This is a genomic window from Pseudomonas ulcerans, from assembly GCF_036324125.1.
GTDB classification, from domain to species: Bacteria; Pseudomonadota; Gammaproteobacteria; order Pseudomonadales; family Pseudomonadaceae; genus Aquipseudomonas; species Aquipseudomonas ulcerans.
The window spans coordinates 36,044-50,732 of the sequence record NZ_JAZDQN010000021.1 but is presented as its reverse complement, the minus strand read 5'-3'; the positions used below and the strand labels follow the sequence as shown (position 1 = coordinate 50,732).

11 protein-coding genes are annotated in these 14,689 nt (G+C 63.2%); all 11 read right to left on the bottom strand.

The genetic code is table 11. The features are described 5' to 3' along the window. Window positions 1–5: 5 nt before the first annotated feature. Window positions 6–131 (bottom strand): type VI secretion protein, encoded by a 126-nt coding sequence (locus V0R59_RS18725; protein WP_330075967.1) that lies wholly within the window; start codon window positions 129–131, stop codon window positions 6–8. Between the two features lie 76 nt (window positions 132–207). Further along, complete coding sequence (locus V0R59_RS18720) at window positions 208–2,106, bottom strand: lipase family protein (protein WP_330075968.1); 1,899 nt, start codon at window positions 2,104–2,106, stop codon at window positions 208–210. A gap of 277 nt (window positions 2,107–2,383) precedes the next feature. Further along, window positions 2,384–3,223, bottom strand: coding sequence for a hypothetical protein (locus V0R59_RS18715; protein WP_330075969.1), 840 nt, complete (start codon window positions 3,221–3,223; stop codon window positions 2,384–2,386). Continuing rightward, window positions 3,220–3,909: a hypothetical protein gene (locus V0R59_RS18710; RefSeq protein ID WP_330075970.1), complete on the bottom strand. Its 690-nt coding sequence runs from the start codon at window positions 3,907–3,909 to the stop codon at window positions 3,220–3,222. Before V0R59_RS18710 ends, V0R59_RS18715 begins: the two co-directional genes overlap by 4 nt. A 7-nt stretch (window positions 3,910–3,916) precedes the next feature. Then, window positions 3,917–4,726 carry a hypothetical protein gene (locus V0R59_RS18705; RefSeq protein WP_330075971.1) on the bottom strand — a complete coding sequence of 270 codons (810 nt, stop codon included), beginning with the start codon at window positions 4,724–4,726 and terminating at the stop codon, window positions 3,917–3,919. Continuing rightward, on the bottom strand, window positions 4,723–5,586 hold the full coding sequence (locus V0R59_RS18700) for a DUF4123 domain-containing protein (protein ID WP_330075972.1): 864 nt from the start codon (window positions 5,584–5,586) through the stop codon (window positions 4,723–4,725). Before V0R59_RS18700 ends, V0R59_RS18705 begins: the two co-directional genes overlap by 4 nt. Before the next feature lie 49 nt (window positions 5,587–5,635). Next, on the bottom strand, window positions 5,636–7,699 hold the full coding sequence (locus V0R59_RS18695) for a type VI secretion system Vgr family protein (RefSeq protein ID WP_330075973.1): 2,064 nt from the start codon (window positions 7,697–7,699) through the stop codon (window positions 5,636–5,638). A 46-nt stretch (window positions 7,700–7,745) separates the two neighbouring features. Continuing rightward, complete coding sequence (locus tag V0R59_RS18690) at window positions 7,746–9,275, bottom strand: sigma-54 interaction domain-containing protein (RefSeq protein ID WP_330075974.1); 1,530 nt, start codon at window positions 9,273–9,275, stop codon at window positions 7,746–7,748. Further along, window positions 9,262–11,862, bottom strand: coding sequence for a type VI secretion system ATPase TssH (gene tssH / locus V0R59_RS18685; RefSeq protein WP_330075975.1), 2,601 nt, complete (start codon window positions 11,860–11,862; stop codon window positions 9,262–9,264). The genes V0R59_RS18690 and tssH overlap by 14 nt, the downstream gene beginning before the upstream one ends. After that, window positions 11,859–12,878 carry a type VI secretion system baseplate subunit TssG gene (tssG, locus tag V0R59_RS18680; RefSeq protein WP_330075976.1) on the bottom strand — a complete coding sequence of 340 codons (1,020 nt, stop codon included), beginning with the start codon at window positions 12,876–12,878 and terminating at the stop codon, window positions 11,859–11,861. The genes tssH and tssG overlap by 4 nt, the downstream gene beginning before the upstream one ends. Further along, on the bottom strand, window positions 12,842–14,617 hold the full coding sequence (gene tssF, locus V0R59_RS18675; protein WP_330075977.1) for a type VI secretion system baseplate subunit TssF: 1,776 nt from the start codon (window positions 14,615–14,617) through the stop codon (window positions 12,842–12,844). The genes tssG and tssF overlap by 37 nt, the downstream gene beginning before the upstream one ends. Between the last annotated feature and the right edge of the window lie 72 nt (window positions 14,618–14,689).

The window sequence follows — 14,689 nt, the reverse complement described above, 5'->3', positions numbered from 1 at the left end:
CTCCTTCACACACCGCGTTCGAGGGCGCGCGGATCGCCCAGCGGGCGGTAGTCCGCGTCGCTGTAGACATAGTTGCCGCTGCAGCCGGCGAGGCTCAGCAAGAGGAAAAAACACAATGGAAAACAACGCATTCAGAGGCTCCTTGGCAGTTTTCGGGTAATGCCGGCCCGCCCCGCGCTGGCGGGCAAGTACGAGGTCAGGGTTGAATCAGGCGTAGAGGCCGGTGTCGTCGATGCGCTCGAACACCTTGGCGATTTCGGCGGCCTTGCGGGTGGCGGGCTGGTCGAGCCAGGCCTCGATCTGTTCCAGCAATGCCGGACTTTGCGGCAGCTCGCCGAACACGTCCTGCCAGGTGAGGATCCGTTCGGCCTGGGCCTTCAGGCGCTTCTGCGAGCGGGTCAGGTCGCGGGCCTCCCGCTGGCGCAAGGATTCCAGCTGCTGCGCGCCGCTGTGGAATATGCTGCGCAGCTCGGTATTCGAGGCCTGCGAGAAGCGCCGATAGGAGCGCCGGCTCAGGTTCTTGCGAAAGTCCTCGAAACGCAGGGGAATGGGGTTTTCCAGCTCGGACTTCAGCGGGGCGAGCTGCTTGAGCAGTTGCTTGCGCTCGTCGGCAGTGAACAGCTGGCCGTCGCGGTGGCGCACGCTGGCGTACCAGCGCAGCAGGGTGGTCAACAGGCCCCTGCTGTAGCCGCCGTCGCTGGAGTGGTCGCCGAGGTGGAACAGCTGGCGTGCCAGCCCGTCCCGCCTGGGCATGTCGCCTTCCAGTTCCAGCTGGGCGGCATACTCCGCGCAGGCCTTCTCGGAGATGGCCGCGCAGCCGGGTTGCCAGAGCAGTGCGCGCTTGTTCTTCGCCTCGGGGTTGCGCGGGATGAGGTGCCACTGGTCGCCGTGGTGCTCGTAGTCATCGTCCTTGAGGTTGATCAGGCCGCCCAGGGTCAGCACGATGCCGAGCCAGGGCGAGCCCACCGCGGCGATCAGCATGGCGGTGCCGGGCAGGGCGAGCCGCCACTCGGCGTCCATCCAGGTGCTGGGTACGCCGGGTACCGGGTCGTTGTGGTTGACGATGCGGTAGTGGGTGAGGTCGCTGGCGGCCTTGACGAAGGACTGGTTGCCGGCGCGGGGGGCGCCGATGGTGTAGAGAATCACTTTGGGCTGTCCGGGTTTGCGCCGTAGCCACTCGGCCAGCAACAGTGCAATGGCCCCGCCCAGGCTGTGACCACAGACCATGAGCGTCTGGTTGCCGGTGTAGAAAGCACGTAAGTAGATATCTACGAATTTCTGTACTGCCTCGAACGCCCGGTAGAACCCCCGATGTGCCTCCGACTTGCCTTCCGGGTCGGGGGCATAGGACACCTGCCTGGCATCCATGTCGCGCAGGGCGTCCAGCGGCCCCGCGGTACCCCGCACGGAAATCAGCACCATCCTGTCGTTGTGGGTGATGAAGGCCTGGTTGTCGCCGTCGTCGTGGAGGAAATGCACCGACTCCGGGTATTCCCAGCCCGCCCTGGCCTCTGTCTTGTAGCGATCCGGGTCATAGGGCACCACTTCAAGCCGCTTGGAATAGGGCACTTCCTCGAGCAGCAACTGGTAGGGGCCGGCTTCTCCGAAATAGGTTGGCCTTTCGCAGCGTGCCAGTTGTTCCTGCAGTACCCGGCCAATGCAGCCGGGCTTTTCGTAGGGTGGATTCTTGGGGATCGGGTGGTCCTCGCGTTTCAGGTTGAAGGGCGCATAGCTGAGCATGCACATCACCGAGAGGTGGTAGGCATTGAGGGCGCAGAAGGCCTTGTCGTGGGACAGCAGCGGGCTGTAGGCGCGCAGGGCCTTGACCTCCAGCACATTGTGGGTATTCGGGCCCAGCGCGACGCCGGGCTGGTCGGGTGACGGAAGCACGGCCTGCTTGAGAAAGATCGATGGATACGGCTTGCGGGTCTTGTCGGGGGTGGGCAGATGGGCGACGGCGTCGATGGGGGCGAAGTCGCGGACTTCGACTCGCCAGAATTCGGCGTTTTCCTGTTCGGCGCGTTGCTGGGCGAGGTAGGTAAGGCCGTTTTTGAGGGGGCCGGTTGGGGTTTGTTCGGCGGCGACCTGGAGGGCAGTAATCGGCAACGGGAAGCTATCCCGTGTTTGTAGACGTTTATACCAGCCATCCAGTCCGATATAGGAGGCACTGATATCGAGTATTGCAGGGCCGCAATAGAAGTTGTTTACCCGGCCATATCCGTCGGCATCGAGGATACCCGTGTAAGTGACACCCATACGGTCGTGAATTGTATAGTCGAGGCCTGCATATGGTTTTCCGCAGCCGTGTTCATCTACAAGACGAAAGCTGCACCAGTGGCCGCGTTTAGGACAAGTTTCCTTGAGGTCAGTAATCATCAGTGCGTTACTCCGTGCAGCCGGGATAGACCGTGCAGGTCTGGCCGTTCATTTTGAATGTCTGGAAAGTGGGAGGGGTTTTGCACCAGATCCAATCGTTTCCTTCCGCCTTGCATGGCTTCCAGCCATTTGGAAACTTGATCCAGGTGTCCTTGTAATAAGGGCGCTCCTCCGGATTAACCGCCACCGCCAACGTCACCGACTTTCCGGGCAGTTGATCGAGTTTCAGATTGGCGCCGGCGCCTTGGCAGGTGAGTAGCTTCGATAGCTCAAGATCCAATTTGCTTTCCAGGAACAACCAGGTGCACCGCGCATCGACTTGCAAGTGACCCTTGTCGTCGAAGTTGTCGGTTGCCCGGTCGGGACTGTCATGCACATAGAAAATGGAGTTGGCATATGCATATTGATGAGGCTGCTCGCCAAAACGCCCGTCGATTTCCATCTTGACCTTCACCAGGTTCATTTCGCAGGCGCCGATGTAATGCTTGAGCGGAATCTTGCGTTCGCTGCGTTTTGCCACCGGCTCGACTGGTATGTCATGGCGCTTGCCGCGATAACGCGGTTGCTGCTTGCCGGTGTAGAAGTTGTCGGTCTGGCAGTTCAGAGCGTCTACATCAACCGGGTAGTACCAGGCGGTGACAGTGAGGCCGAAGTTGGCCGGCAGATCGCCAGCCAGGGTGAAACTCTGCAGTCCGCGGCGCTCGGTGAGGGACAGGGCGCCTTCCTTGGCGACCACGCCGACCAGGCTGCAGGCGCCGAGGCCGGCGGCGGCGATGCCGAGGGCAGTCAGGCGCATGTTGCGGTTGCGGCACAAACGGGAAAGTGCCGGTTTGAAGTTGAGGGTCATCCGTGTTTGCTCCTTGCAGTCAGGGTTGGTTTGAAAGGGGGGCGAAGGGTGTGGAATAGGCGGCAAGGTCCAGCCCCGAGGGCGCAGAAGGCCTTGTCGTGGGAGAGCAGCGGGCTGTAGGCGCGCAGGGCCTTGACCTCCAGCACGTTGTGGTTGTTGATGGCCAGGGCGACGCCCAACTGGTCGCAGGATGGAATGCAGGCTTCCTTGAGAAAGATCGAAGGCCGCTGGCCGCGGGTTTCGTCGGGATGGGGCAGGTGCGCGGCCTGGGTATGCACGAAGTCGCTGACTTCCACTTGCCAGAAGAAGGCGTCTTCCTTTTCAGCGCGTTCGCGTGCGAGGTAGGTGCGGCCGTTTTTGCGGGGGCCGGTTGGGGTTTGTTCGGCGGCGACCTGGAGGGCGGTCAGGGGGAGTTTGTAGTACTTCCTAGTCTGAAGTTCCTTGAACCAAGGATCGATGGCGCCGTGACTGGCTGTCGATATATCCAATATCACCGGGCCGCGATAGAAGTTATTTACCCGGCCATATCCGTCGGCATCGAGGATCCCCGTATAAGTGACACCCATACGGTCGTGAATTGTATAGTCGAGGCCTGCATAAGTTTTTCCGCAACCGTGTTCATCAACAAGACGAAAGCTGCACCAGTGGCCGCGTTTGGGACAAGTTTCCTTGAGACCAATAATCATTAGAATGTTACTCCGTGCAGCCGGGATAGACCGTGCAGGTCTGGCCGTTCATTTTGAAAATTTTGAAGAGAGGCGGTTCTTGGCACTTGATCCATCCACCTTCTTTGGGTAGGCATGGTTTCCAGCCATTTGGGAACTTGATCCAAGTATTCCTGTAATAAGGGCGCTCATCCGGATTAACCGCCACCGCCAACGTCACCGACTTTCCGGGCAGTTGATCGAATTTCAGATTGGCGCCGGCGCCTTGGCAGGTGAGTAACTTGGTGATTTCTCCGAGGTCTGATTTGGCCTTGCTCTGCTGGAACAACCAGGTGCACTGGGCATCGACTTGCAAGTGGCCCTTGTCGTCGAAGTTGTCGGTTGCCCGGTTGGAGCTGTCATGCACATAGAAAATGGCGTCGGCATACGTCCTCTGCCAACTTTGCGCTCCAAAACGCCCGTCAATTTCCATCTTGACCTTTACCAAGTTCATTTCGCAGGCGCCGATGTAATGCTTGAGGGGAATATTGCGTTCGCTGCGTTTGGCCACCGGCTCGATTGGTATGTCATGGCGCTTGCCGCGATAACGCGGTTGCGATTTGCCGGTGTAGAGGTTGTCGGTCTGGCAGTTCAGCGCGTCTACATCGACCGGGTAATACCAGGCGGTGACCCTGAGGCCGAAGTTGGCCGGCAGATCGCCAGCCAGGGTGAAACTCTGCAGTCCGCGGCGCTCGGTGAGGGACAGGGCACCTTCCTTGGCGACCGCGCCGACCAGGCTGCAGGCGCCGAGGCTGGCGCTAGCGATTGCGAGCGCGAGTGAACGCAACAGGTACTTCATCCCCGCCACTCCTTCACATCCCTGGCGGCCTGGACGATTGCCCGCTCGGCCCGGAGAAAATGGGCATCCGGTGTTTCGCCCGGACGCGGGGCCCAGGCTTCATGCGTCGCCAGGGCAGGGCAAAGCTGGTGTTCCAGAAGGAAGCGGGTTTGCGCCATGCCGGACCACTGCCATTCCCGTACGCTGGCCATCTGCGCCTCCAGCCAGGTAGGCAACGGCTGTTGATCTGCCACTCGACGGGTGGCCTGCGGGTGGTTTTCCCACAGCCAGGTCATCAGCAGCGCCTGTTGCCCGATCGGGTCGACCTGTGCCGGCGGTATTTCCAGCCAGGGCGTGGGGAAGGGCTCGGGATAATGGCCGGGGGCGGGGTTGTCCACCGCCAGCCACTGCCCGCCGTCCCAGCACAGGGCTCCGTACAACGGGCCCAGCAGCAACGGGATCTGCTCCGGGGCGAGGGCCTTGAGGTGGCGGGCGATGACCCGGTTGTCCTGCAGTCGGTAGAACGCCCGTTGCCGGCCTTCCCGGACCAGCATCCGCGCGCGCCAGTGCGCCACCACGGCGTCCATGTCGAGGGTCTCGGCGCTGGCTACCCAGCCCCAGTGGCTTTCCGGCTTCTGCAGCAGCGACAGCAAACCCGGGACTGCGCAGGTTTCGATGCGGATCAGCCAGGGGCCGAGTGTCGCCAGATTGTCGAAGCCGGTGCCCTGGTAGAGCTTGACGTACTCGTGCAGTGGCCCGTTGGCGAACAGCACCGGCACGGGGTTCGACTCGGCCATCGGATTGGCGATGACAAGCAACTGGCGACCATGGGTGCGTTGCTGGTTCAGCCATTGATGAGGCAGGACGTTGCGTTCACTCAAAGGAAAGGCTCCGGTTTTCTTGTTGTCAGTCGGTGGGGCGTTTGCAGCATCAGGTGGGTACGCACAGGCCTTCCTGGCAGGCTTCGCAGATCAGGCACTGATCGCTGGCGTTGGCCTGTGCGGTGCGCATCAGCTTGACCTGTGCCGCGGCCAGCGGCGCTGGCGGGGGCTCGGCACCCAGGGGAGACAGCAGTTGCAGGCCGGAGCCCTGTCCGGCGTTGCCGCCAGCGTTTAGGCCGATCATCACGCCGTTGCACCAGATGCCGCTGGGGTCGAGCTTGATGAAGCAGCCCCCGGCCTGCAGCGTGAGTTCCACCCCGGCTTCGATGACCACCTTGTCGCCCGCCTTGAAGTGCAGCTCCCGACCCGCCTCGACGTACTGGCCGGTGCCGGCCCTGACATGCTGGCTGTGGGCAATGTCCAGATGGTCGCTGGCCTTGAGCGCGACCTTGCGATCGCCGTGGGTGATGCGGTGCTCCTCGGCCTTGAGCTCGGTGAAGCTGTCGGCGTTGACGCGGGTGTGGCGTTGGTTGCCGATGTCCACGGTGTGGTCGTGTCTGGTGATCTGGGTCCAGTCGCGTTCGGCGTGAACGAAGACCTGCTCTTCGCCGCGGCGGTCCTCGATGCGGATTTCGTTGAAGCCTTCTCCCCCCGGCACGCTGCTGGACTTGAACACGCTTTGGGTGCGGTTCTCCGGCAGTGGATAGGGCACCGGGTTGAGGCGGTTCGGCATGCAGGCCGACACATAGGGACGGTCGGGGTCGCCTTCGAAGTAGGACACTTCCACTTCCATGCCGATCCGTGGGATCACCACGCTGCCGTAGTGCGGGCCGGCCCACGGAGTCGCCACGCGCAGCCAGCAACTGCTGTGTTCATCGGCCTGGCCGTTGCGGTCCCAGGGGAACTGCACCTTGACCCTGCCGAAGGCGTCGCAGAACACCTCTTCCCCGGGGGGGCCGGTCACGGTGGCCGACTGGCTGCCGTGAATGACATGGCGTCGATGCTCAAGCGGCGGGCGGTAAGGGGTCTGCCACGGGGTGGCGCTGAAGGTATTGCGATAACCCTGGTGGAAACCGGCGAGGCCGGTATCGGTGTCGCTGGTGATCGACTCCTCCAGCACCTGCGGCTGGCGTCCTTCATGAGCCACTTCGGTGAGCAGCCACAGGTCATTCCAGGCCTGGCGGGGATGCGCCGCAAGCGGAAGGAAATGCCCGCATGCCAGGGCCGGTTGGTCACTGCGGCCTTCGGCCAGCTGGTAATCGCTGCGCTGGCGCTCCAGCGCCCTCCTGCTCAGGAGGGTGGCGCGGGTGTCGTCGCGGAACTCGCCGGGATAGTCGTAATCCTCCAGCCTCGGTTGCGGGTTTTCGCCCTGGGCGGCTCCCTGACGGGCTTCGAGCAGGATGTGAGGTTGCAGGAAGTCGTAGTCACGGCGACAGACGTGCGAGGTGCGTGTTTCCAGGCGCACACCAAAGCGGTTGACCACCGGGCCTTGCGCCGCCATGCCGGTGTCCTGCTGGTAAGCGGTGCTCTGCAGCCTGGGGAACACGGTCTGGTCATCGCCGAACACCAGCAGGTGCCGGTCGCGGCTGTGCTGGAAGTGATAGCTCAGGCCTTCTTCCGCGCACAGCCGCTGGATGAACTCCAGGTCGCTCTCGTCGTACTGGGTGCAGTACTCCCTCGGCGGGTACACCGTGGGGCCAAGGGTGAAGCGGTAGCTGTCGGCGAGGATCGCGTGCTCTTCGAGGACCTGGGCGATGATCTGCGGCACGCTCTGCTCCTGGAAGATCCGCTGTTGCCGTGCATGGGCCAGGTACGCCAGGCGTGGCACCAGGGTCAGGTGGTAGCGGGTCAGGCGTTTTCCGGACTCTCCCTGGGCAATGCCGTGCACCTGGCCGTGGATGCCGGCCCCCGCTTGGCCGAATGCCAGGTAGGCGGGCTGGTGCAGCAGGCTTTCCAGTGCCAGGTCGGCCCGCTCGCTGACCAGTTCGACGTCGAACCGGTAAGGCTGGTTGAGCGCTTCGCGCCCTTTGAACGACAGCACCTTGAAATCGTGGTCCGCCCCGGGCATCGAGAGGGTGAAGCGGGTCGGGGTGTCAGTTGGAAACGGGTACATGGCAGGGCTCCTTGCGGATGGGTAACAACGCGAGCGGATGACCGGGTCATGCCTTGCGCTGGCTGAAGCCGTGCTCGGCAGGCTTGATGCCGAGCCGCTCCATGCGGTTGATGAAGGTGCGACGCGTCACGTCCAGCTCGCGCGCCGACTCGCTCTGGTTGCCTCGGTTGCGGCGCAGGCTGTCGAGCAATACGCGGCGCTCGTGGTGCTCCAGGCGCTCGCGCAGGCTCTGCGGTTGCACCGATGTCGCACGATGCAGCCGCGGGTTCAGGTGGCAGGGCTGCAGTTCATCGCCTTCACAGAGCAACACGGCGCGCTCGACCAGCGCCTTGAGCTCGCGCACGTTGCCGGGGAAGTCATAGGTGTCGAGCAGTCGCAAGGCGTCCTGCGACCAGGCACAAGGCGGGCGCTGCCACGCGGCACAGCACGCGTCGGCAAAGTGCGCGGCCAGTGCGCCGATGTCTGCGCCACGCTCGCGCAATGGCGGCAACGGGATGGGAAAGCACGACAGGCGATAGAACAGGTCCCTGCGGAAACGCCCGGTCTCCACCAGGTGTTCGAGGTCGTGATGGGTGGCCGCGATGATGCGCACATCGACCTTGTGGGTCTTGTTGCTGCCCAGCGGCCGGACTTCACCTTCCTGCAGCACGCGCAACAACTTGCCTTGCAGCGGCAACTGCATGTCGCCGATTTCGTCGAGGAACAAGGTGCCGCCATTGGCGGCATCGAACAGGCCCTGATGGTGGCTGTCGGCGCCGGTGAAGGCGCCACGGCGGTAGCCGAACAGTTCGCTTTCCAGCAGGTTTTCCGGCAGGGAGGCACAGTTCTGCACGATGAAGCTGCGGCTGGCACGTGCTCCGTGGTCGTGGATGGCCCGCGCCACCAGTTCCTTGCCGGTTCCGGTCTCTCCGGTGATCAGCACGCTGACCGGGAATGCCAGCACTTTCGAGATCAGCTGGTGGACGCCGTGCATGCAGGGGCTGTTGCCCAGCAGGCCGTAGTTACCCGCTACCGGCGCGAGGGCGCGTTTCGGCGATGACGGGCGGGTGGGGTGCAGTCGTTGCAGCAATCCCAACTGGCTTATCACGAAGTGCCCAAGGTGGCTGAGCACAGTGGATTCGGGCTCCAGCTCACGACTACGCCGGTCGGCCACCAGCAGCACCCCCTGCAAGCCCGGCTTCGTATCCCGCAATGGCAGGCAGAGCAGGCTGCGCCACGCGGTCCCGTCGTCGGGCAGGAAGCCGCTCTGGTACACGCCGTTATCCAGCTGGGGGATGCTCAGGGTCTGTTCCTGCCCGAGGCAGAACTGCAGCAGTGGCTCGTCGAGGTAGTTGCGCGGCACGCTGCTGGCCGACTGCGGCTGCAGCTGCCCATCGTTCCAGGCACTGACCCTTGTCAGGCTGGTACCGGTATGGTCCAGCACATACAACTGGCTCAGCGGACATTCGGCCAGGCGCGCCGCGGCCATTACCAGCGCTTCCTGCAGGCGGCTGGAGTCTTGCAGACGGGCCAGTTCCGCCAGGTGTTCGAGCAGGCCGCTCGTTTCCTGGCGGAGCGGGCTTTCATGCGAACTCACAGGTGATCGCTCCCTGGCTGTCGAGGCAGGCATGCACCCGATCGACCGGCTCACCGCCGGCAATGGCGGCCAGCAAGCGATCGACCACCAGCGGTTGCAGGTGCTGGTCGAGCAGGTGATCGATCAGGCGCGCACCGCTGTCACTGCCTGCGCATCGCCCGGCAAGATGCTCGACCAGGCACTCGGCATGGGTGAACGCCAGTTGACGCTGGGCCAGGCGTTCGGCGAAGCGCTGGAGCTTGAGCCGTACCAGGTCGTGCAGGACTTGTCCGCTGACCGGGAAATACGGAACGACTCGCATGCGCGCCAGCAAGGCGGGTTTGAAATGGCGGCTCAGTGTCGGCTGGATGGCCTGCTCCAACGCATCCGCGCAGGGCTGCTGGTCAGCGGAGCACAGCGCAGTGATCTGCTCGCTGGCCAGGTTCGAGGTCATCAGGATCAGCGTGTTGCGCAAGCTGATTTCACGACCCTCGCCGTCGTTGACCACGCCTTTGTCGAAGATCTGGTAGAAGAGGTTCAGCACATCCGGATCGGCTTTCTCCACCTCGTCGAGCAGCAGGACCGAGTAGGGTTTCTGCCGCACGGCCTCGGTCAACATGCCGCCTTCGCCATAACCGACGTAGCCCGGTGGCGAACCGATGAGACGGGATACGCTGTGCTTTTCCTGGAACTCGGTCATGTTGATGGTGGTCAGGAAGCGTTCGCCGCCATACAGCAGGTCGGCCAGCGCATGGGCGGTTTCCGTCTTGCCCACGCCACTGGGGCCCACCAGAAGAAAGACCCCGGCCGGCGCATCGCGACGGCCAAGCCCTGCGGCACTGGCGCGCATCGCCCGGTCCAGCGCTTGGACAGCCTGGGGTTGTCCCAGCAGTCGCCGTTGCAGCGCCGGGGCGAAGTCGGCCACTGCCTGGCTGTGCTCCCGGGCCAGTTGCGCAAGCGGTACGCCAGTCCAGTGGCTGATGACCTCGGCCACCAGGCGCGGGCAGACTTCGTGGCTGACCAGGCGTTGCTCGCGCTGGGCATGGGCGAGGCTGGCCTGGAGATCCCGTACGGTGTTTTCCAGCTCGTTCAGCTCGGGATCCGCCACGCCGTCCCGCGTTGCTGACTGGCGCAATGCTGCACAGCGCTGGCGCAGGTCCAGCAGGCGTCGGGCCTGGTCTCGTTGCAGCGTCCATTGCGTCTCCAGTTCGAGGGTCGCCTGGCTCACTTCCTCCAGCCTGTGATGCAGCGCCTGGAGCGCCTGGGTGTCGACCGGCAGGCCGGCATCGAGATCGCGCTGAAGTGCCCGGCAATGACGCTCGCCCTCGGCGCGTTCGTTGCGCAATCGCTCCAGGGCCTCGGGTGCGGCTGCCAGGCTGATGCGTACCCGGGCGCAGGCCGTGTCGAGCACGTCGACAGCCTTGTCCGGCAGTTGGCGACCGGACAGGTAGCGTGCGGACAATTCGGCTGCGGCCACCACGGCATCGTCACGCAGGTAGACCCCGTGGCTCTGCTCGTAGACGGGGGCCAGGCCCCGCAGGATGGTGATCGCCTCGTCGACACGGGGTTCGTGCAGTTGGATGGGCTGGAAGCGTCTGGCCAGGGCGGGGTCTTTTTCGAAGTACTTCTTGTACTCGCTCCAGGTGGTGGCCGCGATGGTGCGCAGCTCGCCACGGGCCAGCGCGGGCTTGAGCAGGTTGGCGGCATCGGAGCTGCCGGCCTGGGCGCCCGCGCCAATCAGGGTGTGAGCCTCGTCGATGAACAGAATGACGGGATGCGTAGCGCTCTTCACTTCATCGATGACGCCCTGCAGACGGCGTTCGAATTCGCCCTTGATGCTGGCGCCGGCCTGCAGCAGGCCAAGGTCGAGCGCCAACAGGCGAACCTGCCGGAGGGCGTCGGGGACCTCGTCGGCGATGATGCGCAAGGCCAGTCCCTCGACAAGCGCCGTCTTGCCGACACCTGCCTCGGCGACCACGATCGGGTTGTTTTTGCGACGACGGGCGAGGACGTCGATCATTTGCCGGATTTCGTTGTCGCGGCATAGCACCGGGTCCAGCTTGCCGTCCCGGGCCCGTTGCGTCAGGTCATGGGTGAAACGCTGAAGCGCTGAGTCGGCAGGCAGGGAGACCGCGCTGTCGACGGAAGTAGGGGGCGCGGCATTGGCGAGGGCATGGTCACGCAACCGCTGCGTGTCAAGGCGCGACAACAGCGGTTGATAGCGAGTGCCGGCATGGCGCATGGGGGCACCCAGCAGCGACAGGAGCAATGCGGCCTCGTCGATACAAGGCCGACGCAGCTCCACGGTTGCCAGCAACAAGGCATCCTGCAGCCACTGGACCAGTTCGGGAGCAAAGACCGGGTTGCGCGATTCGCTGTGGCCATTGCTGACCTGCAGGAGTCGGGCGAGTTCGCCTGCTTCGATTCCGGCATCCTGCAACCCCCGCCTCAGCAGGCCGTCGGGCCGCTCCAGCAGGCCGAGCAGCAGGTCCTCGATCAGGATCTTGTGTCCACCGCGGTGCAGGCAGCGTTCTGCACTGCGCTCCAGGTCGGCTTTGCTGGCGGCGTCCATGGCCTGTACCAGATGTTGCAGGTCTACGTTGATCATGGTGTGCAGTCCTCTACGGCGCTGTTCAATGTGACGATGCCGTCTGCGTGTTCATGGCCCAGCCAACTGGTCCATCCCAGATGGCACTGGTTGTCTTCGCCAATGCGCTGCTCACGGATTTCCTCCGGGCGCAGGCGCAACTGGATGTCGTAGCTCAGGGGATCTCGCAGGGTGAAGCGCACCAGCGCGCACAGCGGCCGGTAGTCGTCGCCTATGGGGAGAAAGGTGTGCAACTGATCCCAGCCCAGTTGCTGGATGTGCACGCGGAACTGGCTACCGCCGTCGACGGTGTATTCGCCGAGCACGGCGGTTTCGCAGAGCTGGTGGTTTGTTTGCCCCAGGGCGTTCTGCTGGTCGGAGGGAATGGCGATGCGCCGTGCCATGCATTGCTCTATGAACAGCGCTTCGTGTTTGAAGTAGTAGCGCAGGACCGACTCGATCAAGGCGCCGGAGTGAGCCCGCAGGCTGAGCAAGCCCAGGTAGGGCAACAGGCGTTTCCAGTCCAGCTCAGCAGTCCGGCGAATCTGTGCTCCGCCGAGCCCGATCAGTGCGAACAATTGCTCGGAGAACGCGTCGGTCGCGTCGCGACGAAAACTCGCGTGGTAGCGATACTTCTGCCAGATCTGCAACAAGAGTCGTTGCAACCGGTTGTTGAACACATCCAGGAAGTCGCGGGTGCAGTGGCCGCCATCGCTGTCGGCCACCGCTTGCTCGGCATAGAACAAGGGCAGTGGTGAGGCTGCACCGAACAGGCCCAGCAGATTGATGCGCAAGCGGGCACGCAACATGCCGTGCTCTTCAAAGAAGTGCACGCGATCGATCTCGCTGACCGGGAAGCCCATGCTCGGGTTGGCCTGGAACTCCAGTTGCTCGAACACCTGCTCTTGACTGAGGCCAGGGTTGGCTTGTGCAAGCTGCGTCAAGACACGCTGCATGCCCTGGAATAGGCTGTATTCACGAATGCCCTGGCTCAATCGCGTCAGAGCAGGGGCTGCTGCCCCATGCGGGGTGTCCATTGGTAGTTCTCTCCCTGGGCGCTGTACACGTGGAGCTCATGGAACGAGTTCAAGCTGGCGTAAAGTGCGAAGAATTCATTGAGCACCGATGCGAACAGGTACAGTTCGCCCTCGCCGCAGGCGTCGCTGGTGTCGACGCTCAGTCGGGTGCGCACGCCGCGTACAGGCAAGCCGCGGTACAGTCGATCGGTGGGTTCGTGGCGTATGTGGGTCAGCCCGGCAAGCAATTTGCGGCTGACTTTCTCTGCGTTCTTGTCGTAGTAGCGCGGCAGGTCGTAGGTTTCGAGAATGACCTTGAGGGCCTCGACGTTGGCCAGCGAAAGGTAGTTCAGCGACATGTTGCTGATCAGTTTCCACAGGAAGTCGCGGTGCAACGGCGGGGCGTAACTCGGAGTGATCCGCCCGATGTTGCGGAACTGAAGCGAGGCAGGCGTGCCCACGCAGGGTAGGCAGACCTGGCCTGCGTTCAACTGCCGGGGGAGGTTCTGGTTGGTGCAGGTGAGTTCGACGGAGATGGTTTCGAGATTGCGGGCGTGGCGTTGACCGAAGCAAAGGTAGGTATCCAGGCGGTCGGACGTTACTGACGGTTCCTGTCGAACGCTGTAGTGAGGCCTGGCTTCGCGGTAATCATGGGTGTCGTCGTGTTCGAAGGATTCGAACAGTACGTACTCGGTGTGGCCGATGCCACCGGGCTCCCAACCAGTCACCTTGTCGACCGAAAACACCCCGTGATGCAGGGGGTTGTGAGTACCTGCAAGAAGCGGGTAGCGGTCCTGTTTACCGTCCATGCGCAGGGGTACTGCATCGTCGCTGAACAGATTGACGATGGGCGTGCAATACAGGCGGATGTTGTCCAGGGTTGGCTGGATGCGTTGTGCGCCAGGTCCACGGAAATTGAAGCGCAGGGACAGGCCCCGGGCTTGTTCGAGGATGTTTTGCGGATGCTGCCTGATGACATCGAGACCCTCCAGGTCCACGAACAGGTATTTTTCCGGGAAGGCAAAGTATTCCTGCAGGTGGCGGTAGCCCCGGAACGTATTCAGCGGGTAGGGCACCAGCGCTTCGTTTTCGGCAAAGCCGACAGGCTTCAGGTTTTGCGGCCCCAGTTGGCTGTCGCAGCTGTCCTCCAGGGCGATGCCGCTGGCATCCAGCAATTGCAGCTGGACGTGGTCGAGGTGCTGCAGCAGGCTCAGGTAAAGCTGCTGGCTGATATAGCGTTCCCCTGACAGGTGCAACCGTAGCCGCGTGAGATCCAGGTCCGCGAGCTGGCCAGTGGCGCTGAGCATCAGCTTCAAGGACAGCACGGCTCCGTCGCCTGTGACGGCATAGTCCAGGCCCTGGAGTGCAAGGGGCAGTACTTCGGTGTCGTAAGCGGTTTGAAACCGGCAGTGCACACCCTCCAGTGCTTCGGCTTGCACCGGCGTATGGCGAGGTACCTGTCGAGATGAGCCCGCATCCGTCGTGGGTTCGAACTGCAACATGCCGAATGCCGGTAGCGGTCGCATGTAGTTGGGCCAGAGCAGGTGCATCAGGGAGTGTGTGAGCTCCGGCAAATCGTCATCGAGCTTCTGTCGCAGCCGACCGGTTAGAAACGCGAAACCTTCGAGCAGCCGCTCCACATCCGGGTCCCGACCCGTTTCCCCAAGGAACGGTGCCAAGGCCGGATTGCGCTCGGCGAAGCGCTTGCCGAGTTGGCGCAGGGCGGTGAGTTCGCTTTGGTAGTAGTGGTTGAGTGACATCGGTACTTCCGTGTTTTGCAGGCGGCCTGGGAAATGGTGGTTTCGAGACAAGGGTGTCGAGCGTGCCAGGTC

What these genes read in the sequence shown, in the direction of transcription:
- V0R59_RS18725 (WP_330075967.1), bottom strand. Translation starts at nt 131, where the DNA reads ATGCGTTGTTTTCCATTGTGTTTTTTCCTCTTGCTGAGCCTCGCCGGC.
- V0R59_RS18715 (WP_330075969.1), bottom strand. Translation starts at nt 3,223, where the DNA reads ATGACCCTCAACTTCAAACCGGCACTTTCCCGTTTGTGCCGCAACCGC.
- V0R59_RS18710 (WP_330075970.1), bottom strand. Translation starts at nt 3,909, where the DNA reads ATGATTATTGGTCTCAAGGAAACTTGTCCCAAACGCGGCCACTGGTGC.
- V0R59_RS18705 (WP_330075971.1), bottom strand. Translation starts at nt 4,726, where the DNA reads ATGAAGTACCTGTTGCGTTCACTCGCGCTCGCAATCGCTAGCGCCAGC.
- V0R59_RS18695 (WP_330075973.1), bottom strand. Translation starts at nt 7,699, where the DNA reads ATGTACCCGTTTCCAACTGACACCCCGACCCGCTTCACCCTCTCGATG.
- tssH (WP_330075975.1), bottom strand. Translation starts at nt 11,862, where the DNA reads ATGATCAACGTAGACCTGCAACATCTGGTACAGGCCATGGACGCCGCC.
- tssG (WP_330075976.1), bottom strand. Translation starts at nt 12,878, where the DNA reads ATGGACACCCCGCATGGGGCAGCAGCCCCTGCTCTGACGCGATTGAGC.
- tssF (WP_330075977.1), bottom strand. Translation starts at nt 14,617, where the DNA reads ATGTCACTCAACCACTACTACCAAAGCGAACTCACCGCCCTGCGCCAA.